Raw genomic sequence first — 16538 nt, forward strand, 5'->3', positions numbered from 1 at the left:
TGGCCATTCCGCCCCGGGCACGGGCCCGGTGGCTCACGACCCACGCCGATCAGGCGAATGCCGAGAAGGCAGGTAAGCAAGCTATGCGACAGGTCACGCGCAAGAGCATCATCACCGTCGCGGCGGCCGGCGGAGTCTTCGCGCTGTGCGGAGGCATCGCACAGGCGGATTCCGCCGCGAACGGTTCGGCCGCGAACTCCCCGGGCATCGCGTCCGGGAACACCGTCCAGGTCCCGGTCCACGCCCCGATCAACGCCTGCGGGAACACGGTCAACGCCGTCGGCGTCCTCAACCCGGCGATGGGCAACTCCTGCGCCAACGTCCCCGCCCAGGCCCGCCCCGGCTCGTCCGGAAGCGGACACGCGAGCGGATCCCCGGGGGTCGCGTCCGGCAACACCGTCGTGGTGCCGGTCGAGGCCCCCGTCAACGTCTGTGGCAACGATGTCACCGGCATCGGCCTGGGCAACGCCGCCGGCGGCAACGACTGCGGGAACGGCGTCGAACCCGACGACGGCGGATACGGCGAGGAGGAGCCCGGAGGGTACGGGGAGGAGCCCGGCGGCTACGGGGAGACCCCGGAGACCCCCGGGACGCCCACCACGCCCGGCACCCCCACCACCCCGGGCACGCCGACCACTCCCGGCACCCCGACCACCCCCGGCACGCCGGAGACCCCGACCACTCCCGGCACCCCCGGCACGCCCACCACGCCGGGGACGCCGGGCACCCCCGGCCCGAGCGGCAGCCCGAACCACCCCGGTCCGCAGCTCACGCCCCCGCCCTCCCACGAGGAACTGGCCGAGACCGGCGCGGACGCGCCCCTCGGCCTGATCGTCCCGGCCGCCGCCGGACTGCTCCTGGCGGGCTCGCTGGTCTACCGCCGCTCCCGCCGCGGCGCCTGACCACCGCGCCGGGTACGGAGACGACGGAGGGGCCCCGCACACCGCGGGGCCCCTCTTCCGTCTTCCGTCACTATCACCAGGTCGCGCGGAGCTGGCGGATGATCCGCCGCTTCAACCGCACCCTGCGGCTGCCGTCCCGGCGCAGGGTCAGCCGGTCCAACTCCCAGTGTCCGTACTCGGCGTGGTCGGTCAGGAGCCGCGTGGTCTCCTTGCGGGAGGTCCCTCGCGGCACGTACACATCGACAAATTCGTATTCCGGCATCGCCATCTATTGTGCGGGTACCGGCCCGGTACGGATAGCGTCTGTCCCATGTCTGATGCTGCGCAGCCCACCGCTGCCGAGGTACGTGCCGCCGCGGAGGCGGTCAAGACCGCACTGGACCGCCACCTCGCGGCGGTCGAACGCCGCACCGGGGACGACGACACGGCGGTGTACGAGGCGTTCAACGCCCTGGCCGCGGCCGCCGAGACCTATGACGAACTCCTCTACGACCGCTACGACGAGGTGACCCCCTTCGAGATCCCCGGAGCCGACGACGGGCTGCCCCCCTATGCCGGACCTGACGAACCCCAGGCCCTCAGCGTGCTGATCCGCCGCGACTACGCGGTGGCCGAACCGCGCCGGCTCGCCGCCCAGGCCCGGCGCGTCGCCGACCTCGACCACGACGAGGAGGGGCCCCGCGGCACCGCCGCCGCGATCGGCGTCCTCTTCGGGGAGTACGAGCCCGACGAGATCGCCTCCCGGCACAAGGAGTTCGGCCTGGAGGAGGGCGACTCCACGGTGTGGGTCACCGCCGCGGGGGAGTTCCCCGAGCCGGGGGAGTGGCTCGCCGCCCCCTTCGAGCAGGCCGACCCGGAGCGGATCGTCTGCCGCTTCGACATCAGCTCCGTCTTCGACGACGAGGACGACGACGAGGGCCCTGACGACGGGGACGGCGACGACTGAACCCGGCACCGCCGGGGAGGACGCCGGAGGGCCGGAACACCATGTGCGGTGTTCCGGCCCTCCGGCGTGTCGCCGCCCCCGGGGCTACTCCTCGCCGGGCGCGGCGAGCAGTCCCTCCAGGAGCGGGCGCAGCCGGGTCGTCCGGGCCGGGGCCGTGACCTCGGCCACCGCCCGGGGCAGCGCCTGGTCCACGCCGTGCACGACCGACAGGTGGCGCTCCGCCCGGCCGAAGGCCGTGTAGACCCACGGGCGGCTCAGCCCCGGCGCGGCGTCGCCCGGCAGCACCGCGACCACCGCGGGCCACCGGCCGCCGGCCGCCTGGTGCGCGGTCAGCGCCCAGCCGTGCCGCAGCTCCGGCTCCACCCGCTCCTTCGGCACGACGACCTCGCCGTCCCCGGTGCGCAGCCGCAGGCCCTCCGCGCCGGCCCCCAGGACCGTGCCCGCCACCGTCCGGCCGGGTGCCGGGGCGTACGCCACCAGATCGCCCGGGTCGTAGCCGCCGAAGCGGCCGGGGCCGGGGTTCAGCCGCTGCTTCAGGGCCGCGTTCAGGGCGCGGGTGCCGGCCGCGCCGCCGTGGCCGACCGTGATCACCCGGACCTCCCCGGCGGGCACCCCGAAGGCGCGCGGTACCGAGTCCGCGACCAGCTGGACCGTGCGGTGCACGGCCTCGCCCGCGTCCCGGACCGGGACGATCACGACCTCCTTGCCGGGGGCCGCCACCTGGTTCAGCTCCCCGATCCCGATGCCCGAGACCAGTTCGCCCAGCGGCCCCGGGTCCGGGCGGCGGGAGGCCACCCGGGGGCAGACCCGGGCCGCCAGCGCGTCCGCGAAGACCGCGCCGGGCCCGGCGGAGCCCAGGACCTCCGGGTCCCCGCCGAGGACGAGCCGGCAGCCGTCCGGCAGGGCCTCGACGAGCACCGCGCCCGTCTCCACGTCCAGCCGGGGCGCGTCGGCCACCACCAGCAGGTCCAGCGCGAGGTTCCCCTCCTCGTCGCGTCCCGGCCCGGCCGTGCCGGCGAGCAGCGCGGCGAGCGACACCACGGTCCCGGCGGCCCGCTCGGCGTCGGTGACGCGCTCCGCGTCGTGCACCGCGACCAGGGCCCGCAGCCCGCGCTCGCGCGCGGCGGCGGCCAGCGCGTACGGCTCGGCGCGGGCGGCCTCGCCGCCGGTGTGCAGCACCAGGCCGTGGCCGCCGGCGGCCCGCTCCAGCTCGCCGCCGTCCCACTCCTCGGCGGTGACCGTGCGCACCAGCCGGGCCAGCCCCTCCGCGAGGCTCTCCTCGGCGAGGGCGTACCGGTCGAGGCCGAGCAGCGGCGGCTCGGCGGGCCCGGCCGCCGCGTCCGGCTCCGCCGTCCCCCCGTCCCCGTCCTCCTCGCCGTCGGGCTCGGGCGGCTCCGGCTCCTCCTCCTGGAAGAGGAGGGCGGCGCCCTCGGAGACCGCGGTCTCCACGGCCGCCTCCGGGTCGGGGACGCCGTGCCGGGCGAGTCCGGCCCGTACGTCGTCGGCGGTGAGCGCGGTGTGGCCGCGCAGGGCGGCCCGGTCGAGCAGCCACACGGTCAGGGCGACGGTCCGGCGCGGGTCGTCCGGCCCGCAGGCGCCGCCGAGCAGTGCCCGTGCGAAGCCGTCGGCCTGCTCGGGGAGGATCCCGGCGACGGCGAGCAGCTGCCACGGGTCCTCGGCGAGGAGCCCGGCGGCCTGCTCGCCGAGCGCGGCGGCGACCGGCCCGGCCAGCGTCTCGGGCGCGCCGCCGCGCGCGAGGACCTCGCGCACCCCGGCGAGGGCCCCGGCCGTGGGCGCGGGCGCCGCCGCAGGGGTGGCCGGACGGGCCCCGGCGGGCGCGGCGACCGGGCGCGGCGGCTCGGGCGCGGCGTCCTCGGCGAGGACCCTGGGGGCGGCGGCCCCGCCCTCCACGGCCCGGACGGCGGCGAGCAGGTCGGCGGCGGCACCGCTCAGCTTGGCCCCGCCGGCCACCGGCCCGGACTTCTCGGCCTTCCGGGCCTCGATCCTCGCCCGGAACTCCCGCTGCGCCGCCAGCTCGGCCTCCGCCTCACTCGGCCCGCCGGCCCCGCCGGCCCCGCCGGCCCCGCCGGCCCCTTCGGCCCCACCGGCTTCCCCGGCACCACCGGCTTCCTCGACCCCGTCGGCACCTTCGGCTTCGCCGACGTCCCCGGCCCCGTCGGCGCTTCCGGCCTCGCTGTCACCCTCGGCTCCGTCGGTACCCCCACTCCCGCCGTCTCCTCCGGCCTGGCTGTCGCCTTCGGCTCCGTCGGCGCCCGCGGTCCCCTCGGTTCCTTCCGCCTCGTCGGCGTCCTCGGCCCCGTCGGCTCCGCCGATCTCCCCGTCGGCGTCGGCGGCCCCGGCACCCCCGGTCTCCCCGGCCTCCTCGGGTCCCCCGATCCCCTCGGGCCCCCCGGCCTCCCCGTCTCTCTCCAGGGCCGTGGTCCCCCCGGTGGTGTCGGGCGCGGGGGTCTTCTCCTCCGGCTCGGCGGGCGGCGCCCCGTCCTCGGGTGCCTCGGGCGCGGTTCCCCCGGAAGGCTCGGTCACAAGGTGCTCCAGTCGTGATCCGGATAGCGGTGCACGGGCGCCGACACGTCGTCCAGCGCCCGGCAGATCTCGTCAGGAAGACTAAGGCTCTCCACCGACAGGGCCGCGCCGAGCTGGCGCGCCGTGCGCGCGCCGATGATCGGCGCGGTGACGCCGGGCCGGTCGCGGACCCAGGCGAGCGCCACGTGCAGCGGGGTCGTGGCGAGCCCGTCGGCGGCGGTGCTGACCGCCTCCACGATCCGGCTCGCCGTCTCGTCGAGGTACGGCTCCACGAACGGCGCCAGCGCCTCCGACGCGCCCCGCGAGTCGGCCGGGGTCCCGCCGCGGTACTTCCCGGTGAGGACCCCGCGGCCCAGCGGGGAGGAGGGCAGCAGCCCCATGCCGAGGTCGATCGCGGCGGGCAGCACCTCCCGCTCGACGCCCCGCTGGAGCAGCGAGTACTCCAACTGGGCGCCCGCGAGCCGGGTGCGGTCGCCCGCCAGCTGCCAGGTGCCGGCCTTGGCGAGCTGCCAGCCGCAGAAGTTCGCCACGCCCGCGTACCGCGCCCGGCCGCTGCGCACCGCTATGTCGAGGGCCTGGAGCGACTCCTCCAGCGGCGTGTGCGGGTCGTAGGCGTGCAGCTGCCACAGGTCGACGTGGTCCGTGCCCAGCCGGTCCAGGGAGGCGTCGAGCGCGGCGAGGAGGTGCCCGCGCGAGCCGTCGGTGCGCCGGTCCGGGTCGGGCACGCTGCCGGCCTTGGTGGACAGGACCAGGTCCCGCCGCGGCACCAGCCGCTCCATCAGCCGCCCGAGCAGGTGCTCCGCCTCGCCGCCGCCGTACACGTCGGCGGTGTCCACGAGCGTGCCGCCCGCGTCCCAGAACGCCTTCAGCTGGTCGGCCGCGTCGTGCTCGTCGGTGTCCCGCCCCCAGGTGAGCGTGCCGAGCCCGATGCGCGAGACGCGCAGGCCGGTACGTCCGAGATGCCTCTGCTCCATGGGCGGGACCTTACTGGCCGGGACCCCGGACGGAGGGGGCCTGTGGACGGAACCTGTGGACGACGGTCCGCCCGCCGCCTCCTGACGGATCCGGGGAGCGGGCGCTAGAGTCCGGATCGAGAGACGTTACCGATGGGTAAGGGGTGCGTGGAAATGCGGCTCGGCATCAATCTCGGCTACTGGGGCGCCGGCATGGACGGCGACAACCTCGCCGTCGCCCAGGAGGCCGACCGCCTCGGCTACGACGTCTGCTGGGCGGCGGAGGCGTACGGCTCGGACGCGCCCACGGTGCTGTCCTGGGTGGCGGCGAAGACGGAGCGGATCGACGTCGGCTCCGCGATCATGCAGATCCCGGCCCGGCAGCCGGCCATGACGGCGATGACGGCCGCCACCCTGGACTCGCTCTCCGGCGGCCGTTTCCGCCTGGGCCTCGGCGTCTCCGGACCGCAGGTCTCCGAGGGCTGGTACGGCGTGAAGTTCGACAAGCCGCTGGCCCGCACCCGCGAGTACGTGGAGATCGTCCGCAAGGCGATGTCCCGCGAGCGGCTCACCCACGACGGCGAGCACTGGACCCTGCCGCTGCCCGGCGGCCCCGGCAAGCCGATCAAGCTGACGGTCCACCCGCAGCGCGAGCACATCCCGCTCTACATCGCCGCGATCGGCCCGAAGAACCTGGAGCAGACCGGCGAGATCGCCGACGGCGCCCTGCTGATCTTCCCCTCCGCCGAGCACCTGGAGGAGACCGCCCTGCGCCCCCTACGGGCGGGCCGCGAGAAGGCCGGTCTGACCATGGACGGCTTCGACGTCTGCCCGACGCTGCCGCTCGCCCTCGGCGAGGACGTCGACGCCCTCGCCGACGTCTTCCGCCCGTACACCGCCCTGTACGTGGGCGGCATGGGCAGCCGGAAGCAGAACTTCTACAACCAGCTCGCCGGGCGGATGGGGTACGAGAAGGAGGCGGCCGAGATCCAGGACAAGTACCTGGCCGGCGACAAGGCGGGCGCGGCGGCGGCCGTGCCCCGCACCCTGATCGACCAGACCGCCCTGCTCGGCCCGGTGGAGCGGATCGCGGACCGGATGGCCGCCTACGCGGAGGCCGGGGTCACCACCCTGACCCTCGCCCCGGCCGGTTTCACCCTCGACAAGCGCCTGACCGCGCTGCGGGCCGGGGTGCAGGCGCTGGAGCGGGCCGGACTGGCGTAACACCGGAGGGCGGAGAGAGGTTTCTGCGGCCGTGGTGGGGGCTCGGGGTGTCTTCCCCGCCACGGCCGTCACGTCTTTCAACGCGTGGGGGCGCTCGCGGTTACGGCCCGCGCGCTCACTCTTTCGGCCGATGCGCCGAGGCCCTCCTGTTGCCCGCAGGACCGGACCGCACTTGACTCGGTCTCCCGGACGCGCGGAGTGCGGACGTCCGCAGGGAGGTGGCAGCGATGCTCACGGCCAGGAGCCTGTTCCAGGAAATCATCGACGACGACGAGTCCTTCCGGCTCTTCTGCTCGATCGCCGCCAGCGGCGAGTCCCAGGGAGGCTGGGAGAACGCCCGGATCGCCGCCCTCGTCGCCCCCGGCATGCGGGACCTCGCGCCGAAGATCACCCGGCACGGCGCCGACGAGGACAAGCACGGCCGGATCTTCAACGCCCTGATGCGCAAGCGCGGCCTCACCCCCGTGCCGGTGCCGCCGGACACCGACTACACGATGCTCCTGGAGCGGCGCGGCATCGGCCTCGCCCACGACAAGCTCCGCCGCGACGAGCCCCTCACCGAGGAGGACGTCGTCGTCTACCTCGCCCACAGCCGGGTCACCGAGGAGCGCGCCGCCGCCCAGATGCGACTCCTGGTCACCTATTTCGGCGACGACCCGGAGCTCGGCAAGGCGCTCCGCATGATCTGCGCCGACGAGGACAACCACCTCGCCTACTGCCACGAGGAACTGCTCCGCCTCGCCCGCGCGGGCCACGGCCGGCTCATCCAGCGCACCCTGCGCGCGTCGGCGCTCGCCGAGATCGGGGTCTACCGGGACGTCAGCCTCGCCGTCATGCGCCACATGGGCCGCCTCCTCGGCTGGTCCCGGCCCAAGGGCGCGGTGCTCGCCGTCGGCATCCACGGGGTGCACGCGTACGAGCGCGCGGCCGGCTGGCACCGGATGGTCGACCTGCGGATGCCCGAACGGCGCGACGCCCTCGGCGGCCCCGCCGTCCCCGCCCCCGCCTTCTGACCCGCCCGGCCCCCGCCCGCGCGCGGGGGCTCACATCCAGCCGCGCCGCTTGAACATCCGGTACAGGGCCGTCACGATCCCGGCCATCACCACGATCACCACCGGGTACGACCACACCCAGTGCAGCTCCGGCATGTGGTCGAAGTTCATGCCGTAGATCCCGGCCACCATCGTCGGCACGGCCGCCATCGCCGCCCACGCCGAGATCTTCCGCATGTCGTCGTTCTGCCGCACCCCCATCTGGGCCAGGTGCGCCGACAGCACGTCCGACAGCAGCCGGTCCAACCCCTCCACCTGCTCGTTGGCCCGCAGCAGGTGGTCGTCCACGTCCCGGAAGAAGGGCTGCGACGCCTCGTTCACGAACGGCACCGCGCCCGCCGCGAGCCGGGACATCGGCCCCGCCAGCGGACCGCTCGCCCGCCGGAACTCCAGCACCTGCCGCTTCGCCGTGTAGATCCGCTCCGCGGTGTTCGCCGGTACGGCCCCGGCGCCGTCCGGCGCGAACACGTCGGCCTCCAGCTCCTCCAGGTCCACCTGGAGCTCGCCCGCCACGTCGAGGTAGTGGTCCACCACCGCGTCGCTCACCGCGTACAGCACCGCCGTCGGCCCGTGCCGCAGCACCCCCGGCTCGGCCTCCAGCCGCTTGCGCACCGCCGCCAGCGGGGCGCCCACCCCGTGGCGCACGGTCACCACGAACGAGTCGCCCAGGAACAGCATCAGCTCCCCGGACGAGACCCGGTCGCTCCTGGGCTCGTACACGACCGGCTTGAGGACCACGAACAGCGAGTCGTCGTACACCTCAAGCTTGGGCCGCTGGTGCGCCTTCAGCGCGTCCTCGACGGCCAGCGGGTGCAGCGCGAACTCCGAGGCCACGTGGGCGAACTCGGCCTCCGACGGTTCGTGCAGCCCCACCCACAGGAAGGCGTCGCCGGCGGCCCGCGCCTCGGCCAGGGCCTGGGAGAGGTCGCCCGGAGGATCCGTCCGGCGTCCGTCGCGGTAGAGGGCTGAGTCGACGATCACGGGCCGTATTCTCCCCCGCCCCGCCCGTCGTACGCATGTGCGCGTCCCCGCCTCGGCCCGCCGCCCCGCGCGCGTGCGCCGTAGGCTGGCCGGCATGGCCACGCTGATCCTCGTCCGGCACGGACGCTCCACCGCCAACACCTCCGGACTGCTCGCCGGCCGCACGCCGGGCGTGGCACTCGACGAGCGCGGCGCCGCGCAGGCCGCCGCCCTGCCCGGCCGGCTCGCCGGCATCCCGCTCGCCGCCGCCGTCTCCAGCCCGCTCCAGCGCTGCCGGGAGACCCTCCAGCCGCTCCTGGACGCCCGCCCCGGCCTCCCGCTGCACGTGGAGGACCGGGTGAACGAGTGCGACTACGGCGACTGGTCGGGCCGCAAGCTCGCCGAACTCAACGACGAGCCCCTGATGGAGGTCGTCCAGGCGCACGCCTCCGCCGCCGCCTTCCCCGGCGGCGAGTCCATGCGCGCCATGCAGGACCGGGCCGTCGCGGCGGTCCGCGACTGGAACGCCCGGATCGAGGCCGAGCACGGCGAGGACGCCGTCTACGCCCTGTGCTCCCACGGCGACATCATCAAGTCCCTCGTCGCCGACGCCCTCGGCCTCCACCTCGACCTCTTCCAGCGGATCCACGTCGACCCCTGCTCCCTCACCGTGATCCGCTACACCCGGCTGCGGCCCTTCCTGGTCCGCCTCGGCGACACCGGCGACCTGGCCGCCCTCGCCCCCCGCGAGACGGCCGGAAACGGCGGGGCGGCGGAGGTGGGGGGCGGCGCGGGCGCACCGTGATCCTCCCGCGCAGTAGGGTGGACCCGCCGCCGTAGTACGACAGTCGACAGTCAAGGGAGCCGGGAGAGTGTCCCGTCAGGTGTTCCTCTACGACCCGCCGGAGCGTTTCGTGGCCGGCACGGTCGGACTGCCTGGCCGCAGGACGTTCTTCCTCCAGGCGTCCGCCGCGGGCCGGGTCACCAGCGTCGCCCTGGAGAAGGCCCAGGTCGCCGCGCTCGCCGAGCGCATCGACGAACTCCTCGACGAGGTGCTGCGCCGCACCGGGGGCAACGCTCCGGTGCCCGCCGTGGCCCCCGCCGACAGCGCCGACACCGCCCCCCTCGACACCCCCGTCGAGGAGGAGTTCCGGGTCGGCACCATGGCGCTCGCCTGGGACGGCGAGGAACAGCGCATGATCGTCGAGGCGCAGGCCCTCGTCGAACTCGACGCGGAGTCCGAGGAGGACCTCGCCGCGGCCGAGGAGCGGCTGCTCCAGGACGAGGAGAACGGCCCGCCGATGCTCCGCGTCCGGCTCAGCGGCGCCCAGGCCCGCTCCTTCGCCAAGCGCGCCCTGGACGTGGTCAACGCCGGCCGGCCGCCGTGCCCGCTGTGCAGCCTGCCGCTGGACCCGGAGGGCCACGTCTGCCCCCGCCAGAACGGATACCGTCGCGGCGCATGAGCGGTCCCGAGCTCCCGCCGGACACCGAACTGCTCGCCCGCGGCGAACTGACCGTGCGCGGCCGGGTCGGCGAGGCGTCCAACGCCGTCCTGTACTGCACCGTCGCGCACGGGGGCCGCGAGGCCGCCTGCGTCTACAAGCCGGTCGCGGGGGAGCGGCCGCTGTGGGACTTCCCCGACGGCACCCTCGCCGAGCGCGAGGTCGCCGCGTACGCGCTCTCCGAGGCCACCGGCTGGGGCCTGGTCCCGCCGACGGTCCTCCGCGACGGCCCGTACGGCGAGGGCATGGTCCAGCTCTGGATCGAGGCCGACCCCGGCGCCCGGCTGCTCGCCCTCACCGAGGACGAGGAGGCCGGCGAGGGCTGGCGGGCGATCGGCCCCGCTGAGGTGGGGGAGGGCCGCACCGCGCTCCTCGTCCACGCCGACACCCCCGCGCTGCGCCGGCTCGCCGTCCTCGACGCGGTGATGAACAACGGCGACCGCAAGGGCGGCCACCTGCTCCCGGCCCCCGGCGGTCGGCTCTACGGCATCGACCACGGCGTCTCCTTCCACACCGAGGACAAGCTGCGCACCCTGCTGTGGGGCTGGGCGGGCGAGGAGCTGCCGGCCGAGGCCGTGGAGGTCCTCGGCGGGCTGGCCCGGACGCTGGCCCCCGGCGGCCCCCTCGCCACCCGGCTGGGCGAACTGCTCACGGACGCCGAGGTGGCCGCCGTACGGGACCGGGTGGCGGCGCTGCTGGCCTCCGGGCGGCACCCGGAACCCTCCGGGGAGTGGCCCGCGATCCCCTGGCCGCCCGTCTAGGCCGCCGGACACGGCCTAGGGCCTGTCCCGCGAAGACCCGCCGGACAGGTCCCGGAGCGTATGGTTTCGGCCACACCGCCCGGCGCTCCTCCGGACCCCTGGGGGGTATGCACACCCCTCGCCCACCCGCAAGGGTGCCCGATCGGACAAGATTCCGGATCCGGTTCGTATCTGAAACGGCTGTCCGGTTACGCTCGGGTCATGCATGCCTGGCCCGCTTCCGAGGTCCCCGCCCTTCCCGGCAAGGGCCGCGACCTCAGGATCCACGACACCGCGACCGGTGGACGAGTGACCCTCGCCCCCGGTCCCGTCGCCCGTATCTACGTCTGCGGCATCACGCCGTACGACGCGACCCACATGGGTCACGCGGCGACCTACAACGCGTTCGACCTCGTGCAGCGCGTGTGGCTCGACACGAAGCGGCAGGTGCACTACGTCCAGAACGTGACGGACGTGGACGACCCGCTCCTGGAGCGCGCGATCCGCGACGGCGTCGACTGGACCGCGCTCGCCGAGCGCGAGACCTCCCTCTTCCGCGAGGACATGACCGCCCTGCGGATGCTGCCCCCGCGGCACTACGTCGGCGCGGTCGAGTCGATACCGTCCATCATCCCGCTGGTCGAACGGCTCCGTGACTCCGGCGCCGCCTACGAGCTCGACGGCGACGTCTACTTCTCCGTCGACGCCGACCCGCACTTCGGCGGCGTCTCGCACTACGACGACGAGCTGATGCGGCACCTCTCCGCGGAGCGCGGCGGCGACCCCGACCGGCCCGGCAAGAAGAACCCGCTCGACCCGATGCTGTGGATGGCCGCCCGCGAGGGCGAGCCCAGCTGGGACGGCGGCAGCCTCGGCCCCGGCCGCCCCGGCTGGCACATCGAGTGCGTCGCCATCGCCCTCGACCACCTCGGCATGGGCTTCGACGTGCAGGGCGGCGGCTCCGACCTGATCTTCCCGCACCACGAGATGGGCGCCTCGCACGCCCAGGCGCTCACCGGCGAGTTCCCCATGGCCTCGGCGTACGTCCACGCCGGCATGGTCGCCCTGGACGGCGAGAAGATGTCCAAGTCCAGGGGCAACCTGGTCTTCGTCTCCGCGCTCCGCCGCGAGGGCGTCGACCCGGCCGCCATCCGGCTCGCCCTCCTCGCCCACCACTACCGCGCCGACTGGGAGTGGACCGACCAGGTCCTCGCCGACGCCGTGGAGCGCCTCGACCGCTGGCGCGCCGCCGTCTCCCGGCCCGACGGCCCGTCCGCCGACGCCCTCGTCGAGGAGGTCCGCGAGGCGCTCGCCGACGACCTCGGCACTCCGGCCGCGCTCGCCGCGGTCGACCGCTGGGCCGCCCGCCAGGAGGCGGACGGTGGCGCCGACGAGGCCGCGCCCGGCCTCGTCTCCCGCACGGTGGACGCGCTCCTCGGCGTCGCCCTCTAGCGGCACCCGGAACGGGACGAGAGGAAGGGGCGGGACCGGTCACCACCGGTCCCGCCCCTTCCCCGTACCGCTCTCTCAGCCCTTGTCGGACCCCTCGGCCCCACCGGACCGCTCCTCGGCCCCCGATCCGGTCCCGGGACCCGCCTCGGGGTCCGCCCCCGGGCCTGTCTCCGGATCGGCCCCGGAATCCGGCCCTGGAGCCGCCCCGGACTCCGGCCCGGAATCCGGTTCGGGAGTCGTGTCGGGCGCCGCCCCGGACTCCGGCCCGGGTCCTGTCTCCGGCTCCGGCCCCGCCTCGGCCTCCGGGCGCTCCGCCTGCTCGGGCTTCGGGGGGCGGGCCCGGCCGCTGCCCGGGTCCCGCAGGTACGAGGTGTCCCCGCTCTCCGTCGCCACCCCGGGACCGGCGCCCGGCCCCGTGCCCGGCTCCCGCCGCCGCAGATAGCGCTCGAACTCGCGGGCGATCGCCTCGCCCGACGCCTCCGGCAGCTCGGCGGTGTCCCGGGCCTCCTCCAGCGTCTGCACGTACTCGGCGACCTCGCTGTCCTCCGCCGCAAGCTGGTCCACGCCCAGCTGCCACGCCCGCGCGTCCTCGGGCAGCTCGCCCAGCGGGATGCGCAGCCCGATCAGGTCCTCCAGCCGGTTCAGCAGCGCCAGCGTCGCCTTCGGGTTCGGCGGCTGCGACACGTAGTGCGGGACCGCCGCCCACAGGCTGACCGCCGGCACGCCCGCGTGCGTGCACGCCTCCTGGAGGATGCCGACGATCCCGGTCGGACCCTCGTACCGGGTCTCCTCCAGGTCCATCGTGCGCGCCAGGTCCGGGTCGGAGGTCACCCCGCTGACCGGCACCGGCCGGGTGTGCGGGGTGTCGCCGAGCAGCGCCCCCAGGATGACCACCATCTCCACGCCCAGCTCGTGCGCGAAGCCGAGCAGTTCGTTGCAGAAGGAGCGCCAGCGCATCGACGGCTCGATGCCGCGCACCAGCACCAGATCGCGCGGCTTCTCGCCGCCGATCCGGACCACCGAGAGCCGGGTCGTCGGCCAGGTGATCTTGCGGGCGCCGTTCTCCAGGAAGACCGTCGGGCGGTTGACCTGGAAGTCGTAGTAGTCCTCAGCGTCGAGCGCGGCGAAGACCTCGCCCTTCCATTCCCGGTCCAGATGAGCGACCGCGGTGGAGGCGGCGTCGCCGGCGTCGTTCCAGCCCTCGAACGCGGCCACCATGACCGGGTCGATCAGCTCGGGTACCCCCTCGAGCTCGATCACCCAGCGCCTCCTTCTTCGAAGTTCGTGTCGTACGGAGCAACCTTACGGCTTTCCGGTCGTCCGTCCGCAGCCCTCGGTCAGGCCCGAAAACCCTTGCGGCCCTGATCGGCTACCCATGAACCGGCCCGCGCACACGGACCGCTCACGACTCCCACAAAGTGCTCGGCGCCTCCTTCCTGAGCACCGGCGCGATCTCCTCCGCGAACCGCTGGAGCGTCTCGGCCTGCTCGGCGGTCGACTGCCCGAAGCCGTCCACGGTGACGGACTGGAGGTCGTGGCCGTAGTGGGCGTGGAAGTCGAGGACCTTCTCGACGATCTGCTCCGGGGAGCCGATCAGCTGCGGGCCGTCCGCGACGGCCTCCTCGATCGTGCGGAACGGGGTGTTGTACCCGGTCCGGCCCGCCAGGTGCGGCCGGAAGCTCTGCGCCACCTTCGCCTCGTACAGCTCCTTGTACCGGCGCACCGCCAGCTCGGGGGTGTCGGCGACGAGCAGTCCGCCGGAACCGGCCGCCACGCGCGCGTGCGCGGGGTCGTGGCCGTACTCCTCGAACTTCTCGCGGTAGTGGGCGATGAGCCGCGCGTACGCCTCGCGCGGCTGGATCGCGTTGGCGGTGAAGAGGGGGTCGCCGTGCCGGGCGGCGAGTTCGGGGGAGCGGAGGCTGGTCGCCGAGCCGTGCCAGATCCGCGGCGGGCCCGCGTACGGCCGGGGGATCGTGGTGACGCCCCGCAGCGGGGGCCGCGAGGCGCCCTCCCAGTCGACGCCCTCCTCGGTCCACAGCCGGCGCAGGAGCTCGTACCGCTCCTCCTGGAGCTCCCACTGCCGGCTCTCGTCGAGGCCGAAGAGGTCGAAGTGGCCGGCCTCCGCGCCCTTGCCGACGACGAGTTCGAGCCGTCCCCGGGAGAGCTGGTCCAGGGTCGCGTAGTCCTCGGCGACCCGGACCGGGTCGAGGATCGCGACCACGGTGACGCCGGTGAGCAGCCGGATGCGGGAGGTGCGGGCGGCGAGGGCGGCGAGGAGCACGGTGGGCGCGGAGGAGAGGAACGGCCCGGCGTGCCGCTCGCCGATCGCGTACGCGTCGAAGCCGAGCCGCTCGGCCTCGGCGCCGAGCTCCACCACCTGCTCCAGCCGGTCGGCGGCGCTGGGGAGTTCACCGGTGAGCGGGTGCGGGGAGTGGGGGACGATCGAGAGCACCTGGAATTTCATGGTTCAACTGTGCTCGTCCGGTGTTGCGGCGGTGTGGCGGGCGTGTGGCACGCGCGCGAGGCCGCCGTCCCCGGCCCCGTGCGGCACGCGCGCGAGGGGCGGCCCCCGTGCGGGAAGGGCCGCCCCTCGCGCGCGTGCGCGGTGGACCCGGGGCGCCCGGCCCCGCGCGCGTGCGCGGCTACTCGGCGCGCAGCATCGCCTCGACCCCGGCGCGGACCTCGTCGGTGGCGAGGCCGCGGATGGTCAGGGTGGTGCGGCGGCGCAGCACGTCGTCGGCGGTCTCGGCCCATTCGTGGTCGCGGGCGTAGGCGACCTGGGCCCAGATCTCCGGCGCGTCCGGGTGTATCCGGCGGGCCAGCTCGGGGTTCTCGTTCGCCATGCGCGCGATGTCGAAGGAGAGCGAGCCGTAGTGGGTGGCGAGGTGCCGGGCGGTGTCGGCGGCCATCCGGGGGCCGGGGGCCGGGCCGTCGACGAGGAGGCGGTGGGCGACCGCGTTCGGGTTGGCGACGCCGGGCAGCGGGAGCCGCTTGGGGAGCGCGGAGACCGGCTCGTGGTCCTCGCCGAGCGGGTGGCCCGGCAGCGACTCCAGCTTCTTCATGACGGTGCGGCCGATGTGCCGGAAGGTGGTCCACTTGCCGCCGGCCACCGACAGCATCCCGCCGCGGCCCTCGGTGACGACGGTCTCGCGCTTGGCCTTGGAGGTGTCGCCGGGGCCGCCGGGGAGCACCCGCAGGCCCGCGAAGGAGTACGTGATCAGGTCGCGCGAGAGCTGCTGGTCGCGGACGGAGAAGGCGGCCTCGTCCAGGATCTGGGCGGTGTCCTTCTCGGTGACCGCGACCTCGCCCGGGTCGCCCTCGTACTCCTCGTCGGTGGTGCCGAGCAGGAGCATGTCCTCCCAGGGGAGGGCGAAGGTGATCCGGTACTTGTCGATCGGGGTGGCGAGCGCGGCCTTCCACGGGGAGGTCCGCTTCAGGACCAGGTGGGCGCCCTTGGAGAGGCGGATGGAGGGGGCCGCGTTCGGGTCCTCCATCTTCCGCAGGTGGTCGACCCAGGGGCCGGTGGCGTTGAGGACGAGCCGGGCGGTGGTGCCGAACTCGGTGCCGTCGGTCCGGTCGCGCAGCTCGGCGCCGGTGACCCGGCCCCGGGTGAAGCGCAGGCCGGTGACCTCGGCGTGGTTGAGGACGACGGCGCCGGCGTCGACGGCCGCGCGGACCGTCATGAGCGCCATCCGGGCGTCGTTCATCTGGTCGTCGCCGTAGACGGCGACCGCCTTGAGGTTCTCGGTGCGCAGCTCGGGCACGTCCTGGGCCGCGCGGGCGGGGGAGAGGAGGTGGCCGACGCCGTCGCCGAAGGCGGAGAGGGCGGAGTACGCGAAGACCCCGGCGCCCAGCTTGGCGGCGCCGTGCGGGCCGCCCTTGTAGACGGGCAGGTAGAAGGTGAGCGGGTTGGCCAGGTGCGGGGCGACCTGGCGGGAGACGGCGCGCCGCTCGAAGTGGTTCTCGGCGACCAGCTTGACCGCGCCGGTCTGCAGGTAGCGCAGGCCGCCGTGGAGGAGCTTGGAGGAGGCGGAGGAGGTGGCGCCGGCGAAGTCGCCGGCGTCCACCAGGGCCACCCGCAGACCGGCCTGGGCGGCGTGCCAGGCGGTGGAGATGCCCAGGATGCCGCCGCCGACGACGAGGAGGTCGTACGTCGCCCGGGAGAGCTGCTCTCTGGTCTCGGCGCGGGTCGGGAGGGAGCCCGCGGCCGGGCGGGTGCCGAGGGCGGGGACGGTCTGCGGGGTGGTCATCTCGGTCTACTCC

Annotated in this window: 15 protein-coding genes; 8 read left to right on the forward strand and 7 right to left on the reverse strand. The window is 75.0% G+C overall.

Features of this window, described 5'->3' with window-relative positions:
* Positions 1-83: 83 nt before the first annotated feature.
* The gene (locus tag IE219_RS11510) at positions 84-902 is read left to right on the forward strand and encodes a chaplin (RefSeq protein WP_189976545.1); all 819 of its coding nucleotides are present in this window, start codon (positions 84-86) and stop codon (positions 900-902) included.
* A gap of 73 nt (positions 903-975) precedes the next feature.
* On the opposite strand, the gene IE219_RS11515 is transcribed toward IE219_RS11510, so the two are convergent.
* Positions 976-1164 carry a DUF5703 family protein gene (locus IE219_RS11515; protein WP_189976546.1) on the reverse strand — a complete coding sequence of 63 codons (189 nt, stop codon included), beginning with the start codon at positions 1162-1164 and terminating at the stop codon, positions 976-978.
* A 48-nt stretch (positions 1165-1212) separates the two neighbouring features.
* On the opposite strand from IE219_RS11515, the gene IE219_RS11520 reads away from it, so the two are divergent.
* Positions 1213-1848, forward strand: a complete 636-nt coding sequence (locus tag IE219_RS11520) for a hypothetical protein (RefSeq protein WP_189976547.1) — start codon at positions 1213-1215, stop codon at positions 1846-1848.
* Positions 1849-1932: 84 nt separating this feature from the next.
* Here the strand turns inward: IE219_RS11520 and IE219_RS11525 are convergent, their stop codons facing one another.
* Both IE219_RS11525 and IE219_RS11530 read right to left on the reverse strand, forming a co-directional pair.
* Complete coding sequence (locus IE219_RS11525; RefSeq protein WP_229849722.1) at positions 1933-4392, reverse strand: ATP-dependent DNA helicase; 2460 nt, start codon at positions 4390-4392, stop codon at positions 1933-1935.
* Entirely contained in the window at positions 4389-5366 is a 978-nt protein-coding gene (locus IE219_RS11530; protein WP_189976548.1) for an aldo/keto reductase, read from the reverse strand. The genes IE219_RS11525 and IE219_RS11530 overlap by 4 nt, the downstream gene beginning before the upstream one ends.
* Positions 5367-5519: 153 nt before the next feature.
* Here IE219_RS11530 and IE219_RS11535 point away from each other — a divergent pair, with 153 nt between their 5' ends.
* On the forward strand, positions 5520-6569 hold the full coding sequence (locus tag IE219_RS11535; protein WP_189976549.1) for an LLM class F420-dependent oxidoreductase: 1050 nt from the start codon (positions 5520-5522) through the stop codon (positions 6567-6569).
* A gap of 227 nt (positions 6570-6796) precedes the next feature.
* A complete protein-coding gene (locus IE219_RS11540) occupies positions 6797-7582 on the forward strand; it encodes a ferritin-like domain-containing protein (RefSeq protein WP_189976550.1) in 786 nt (261 codons plus the stop codon).
* 30 nt (positions 7583-7612) lie between these two features.
* Here the strand turns inward: IE219_RS11540 and IE219_RS11545 are convergent, their stop codons facing one another.
* Entirely contained in the window at positions 7613-8611 is a 999-nt protein-coding gene (locus IE219_RS11545; RefSeq protein WP_189976801.1) for a magnesium and cobalt transport protein CorA, read from the reverse strand.
* Between the two features lie 85 nt (positions 8612-8696).
* Between IE219_RS11545 and IE219_RS11550 the strand changes: the two genes are divergently transcribed.
* The 4 genes from IE219_RS11550 (at position 8697) to mshC (ending at position 12275) form a co-directional block, all read left to right on the forward strand.
* Positions 8697-9386 carry a histidine phosphatase family protein gene (locus IE219_RS11550; RefSeq protein WP_189976551.1) on the forward strand — a complete coding sequence of 230 codons (690 nt, stop codon included), beginning with the start codon at positions 8697-8699 and terminating at the stop codon, positions 9384-9386.
* Positions 9387-9453: 67 nt separating this feature from the next.
* Positions 9454-10044: a DUF3090 domain-containing protein gene (locus tag IE219_RS11555; RefSeq protein ID WP_189976552.1), complete on the forward strand. Its 591-nt coding sequence runs from the start codon at positions 9454-9456 to the stop codon at positions 10042-10044.
* Positions 10041-10844, forward strand: a complete 804-nt coding sequence (locus IE219_RS11560; protein ID WP_189976553.1) for an SCO1664 family protein — start codon at positions 10041-10043, stop codon at positions 10842-10844. The genes IE219_RS11555 and IE219_RS11560 overlap by 4 nt, the downstream gene beginning before the upstream one ends.
* Before the next feature lie 201 nt (positions 10845-11045).
* Complete coding sequence (gene mshC / locus IE219_RS11565) at positions 11046-12275, forward strand: cysteine--1-D-myo-inosityl 2-amino-2-deoxy-alpha-D-glucopyranoside ligase (protein WP_189976554.1); 1230 nt, start codon at positions 11046-11048, stop codon at positions 12273-12275.
* 75 nt (positions 12276-12350) lie between these two features.
* Here the strand turns inward: mshC and IE219_RS11570 are convergent, their stop codons facing one another.
* The 3 genes from IE219_RS11570 to IE219_RS11580 form a co-directional block, all read right to left on the reverse strand.
* Complete coding sequence (locus IE219_RS11570) at positions 12351-13535, reverse strand: PAC2 family protein (protein WP_189976555.1); 1185 nt, start codon at positions 13533-13535, stop codon at positions 12351-12353.
* Positions 13536-13677: 142 nt separating this feature from the next.
* Positions 13678-14739 carry an LLM class flavin-dependent oxidoreductase gene (locus tag IE219_RS11575; RefSeq protein WP_189976556.1) on the reverse strand — a complete coding sequence of 354 codons (1062 nt, stop codon included), beginning with the start codon at positions 14737-14739 and terminating at the stop codon, positions 13678-13680.
* A gap of 178 nt (positions 14740-14917) precedes the next feature.
* Positions 14918-16525: a glycerol-3-phosphate dehydrogenase/oxidase gene (locus tag IE219_RS11580; RefSeq protein ID WP_189976557.1), complete on the reverse strand. Its 1608-nt coding sequence runs from the start codon at positions 16523-16525 to the stop codon at positions 14918-14920.
* Between the last annotated feature and the right edge of the window lie 13 nt (positions 16526-16538).

The sequence above is a fragment of the Streptomyces termitum genome (assembly GCF_014650175.1).
Lineage (GTDB): Bacteria > Actinomycetota > Actinomycetes > Streptomycetales > Streptomycetaceae > Streptomyces > Streptomyces termitum.

Excerpts from the sequence above, each read along its gene's own strand:
- mshC (WP_189976554.1), top strand. The coding sequence starts at position 11,046 with ATGCATGCCTGGCCCGCTTCCGAGGTCCCCGCCCTTCCCGGCAAGGGC.
- IE219_RS11575 (WP_189976556.1), bottom strand. The coding sequence starts at position 14,739 with ATGAAATTCCAGGTGCTCTCGATCGTCCCCCACTCCCCGCACCCGCTC.
- IE219_RS11530 (WP_189976548.1), bottom strand. The coding sequence starts at position 5,366 with ATGGAGCAGAGGCATCTCGGACGTACCGGCCTGCGCGTCTCGCGCATC.
- IE219_RS11535 (WP_189976549.1), top strand. The coding sequence starts at position 5,520 with ATGCGGCTCGGCATCAATCTCGGCTACTGGGGCGCCGGCATGGACGGC.
- IE219_RS11540 (WP_189976550.1), top strand. The coding sequence starts at position 6,797 with ATGCTCACGGCCAGGAGCCTGTTCCAGGAAATCATCGACGACGACGAG.
- IE219_RS11515 (WP_189976546.1), bottom strand. The coding sequence starts at position 1,164 with ATGCCGGAATACGAATTTGTCGATGTGTACGTGCCGCGAGGGACCTCC.
- IE219_RS11580 (WP_189976557.1), bottom strand. The coding sequence starts at position 16,525 with ATGACCACCCCGCAGACCGTCCCCGCCCTCGGCACCCGCCCGGCCGCG.
- IE219_RS11550 (WP_189976551.1), top strand. The coding sequence starts at position 8,697 with ATGGCCACGCTGATCCTCGTCCGGCACGGACGCTCCACCGCCAACACC.
- IE219_RS11510 (WP_189976545.1), top strand. The coding sequence starts at position 84 with ATGCGACAGGTCACGCGCAAGAGCATCATCACCGTCGCGGCGGCCGGC.
- IE219_RS11560 (WP_189976553.1), top strand. The coding sequence starts at position 10,041 with ATGAGCGGTCCCGAGCTCCCGCCGGACACCGAACTGCTCGCCCGCGGC.
- IE219_RS11520 (WP_189976547.1), top strand. The coding sequence starts at position 1,213 with ATGTCTGATGCTGCGCAGCCCACCGCTGCCGAGGTACGTGCCGCCGCG.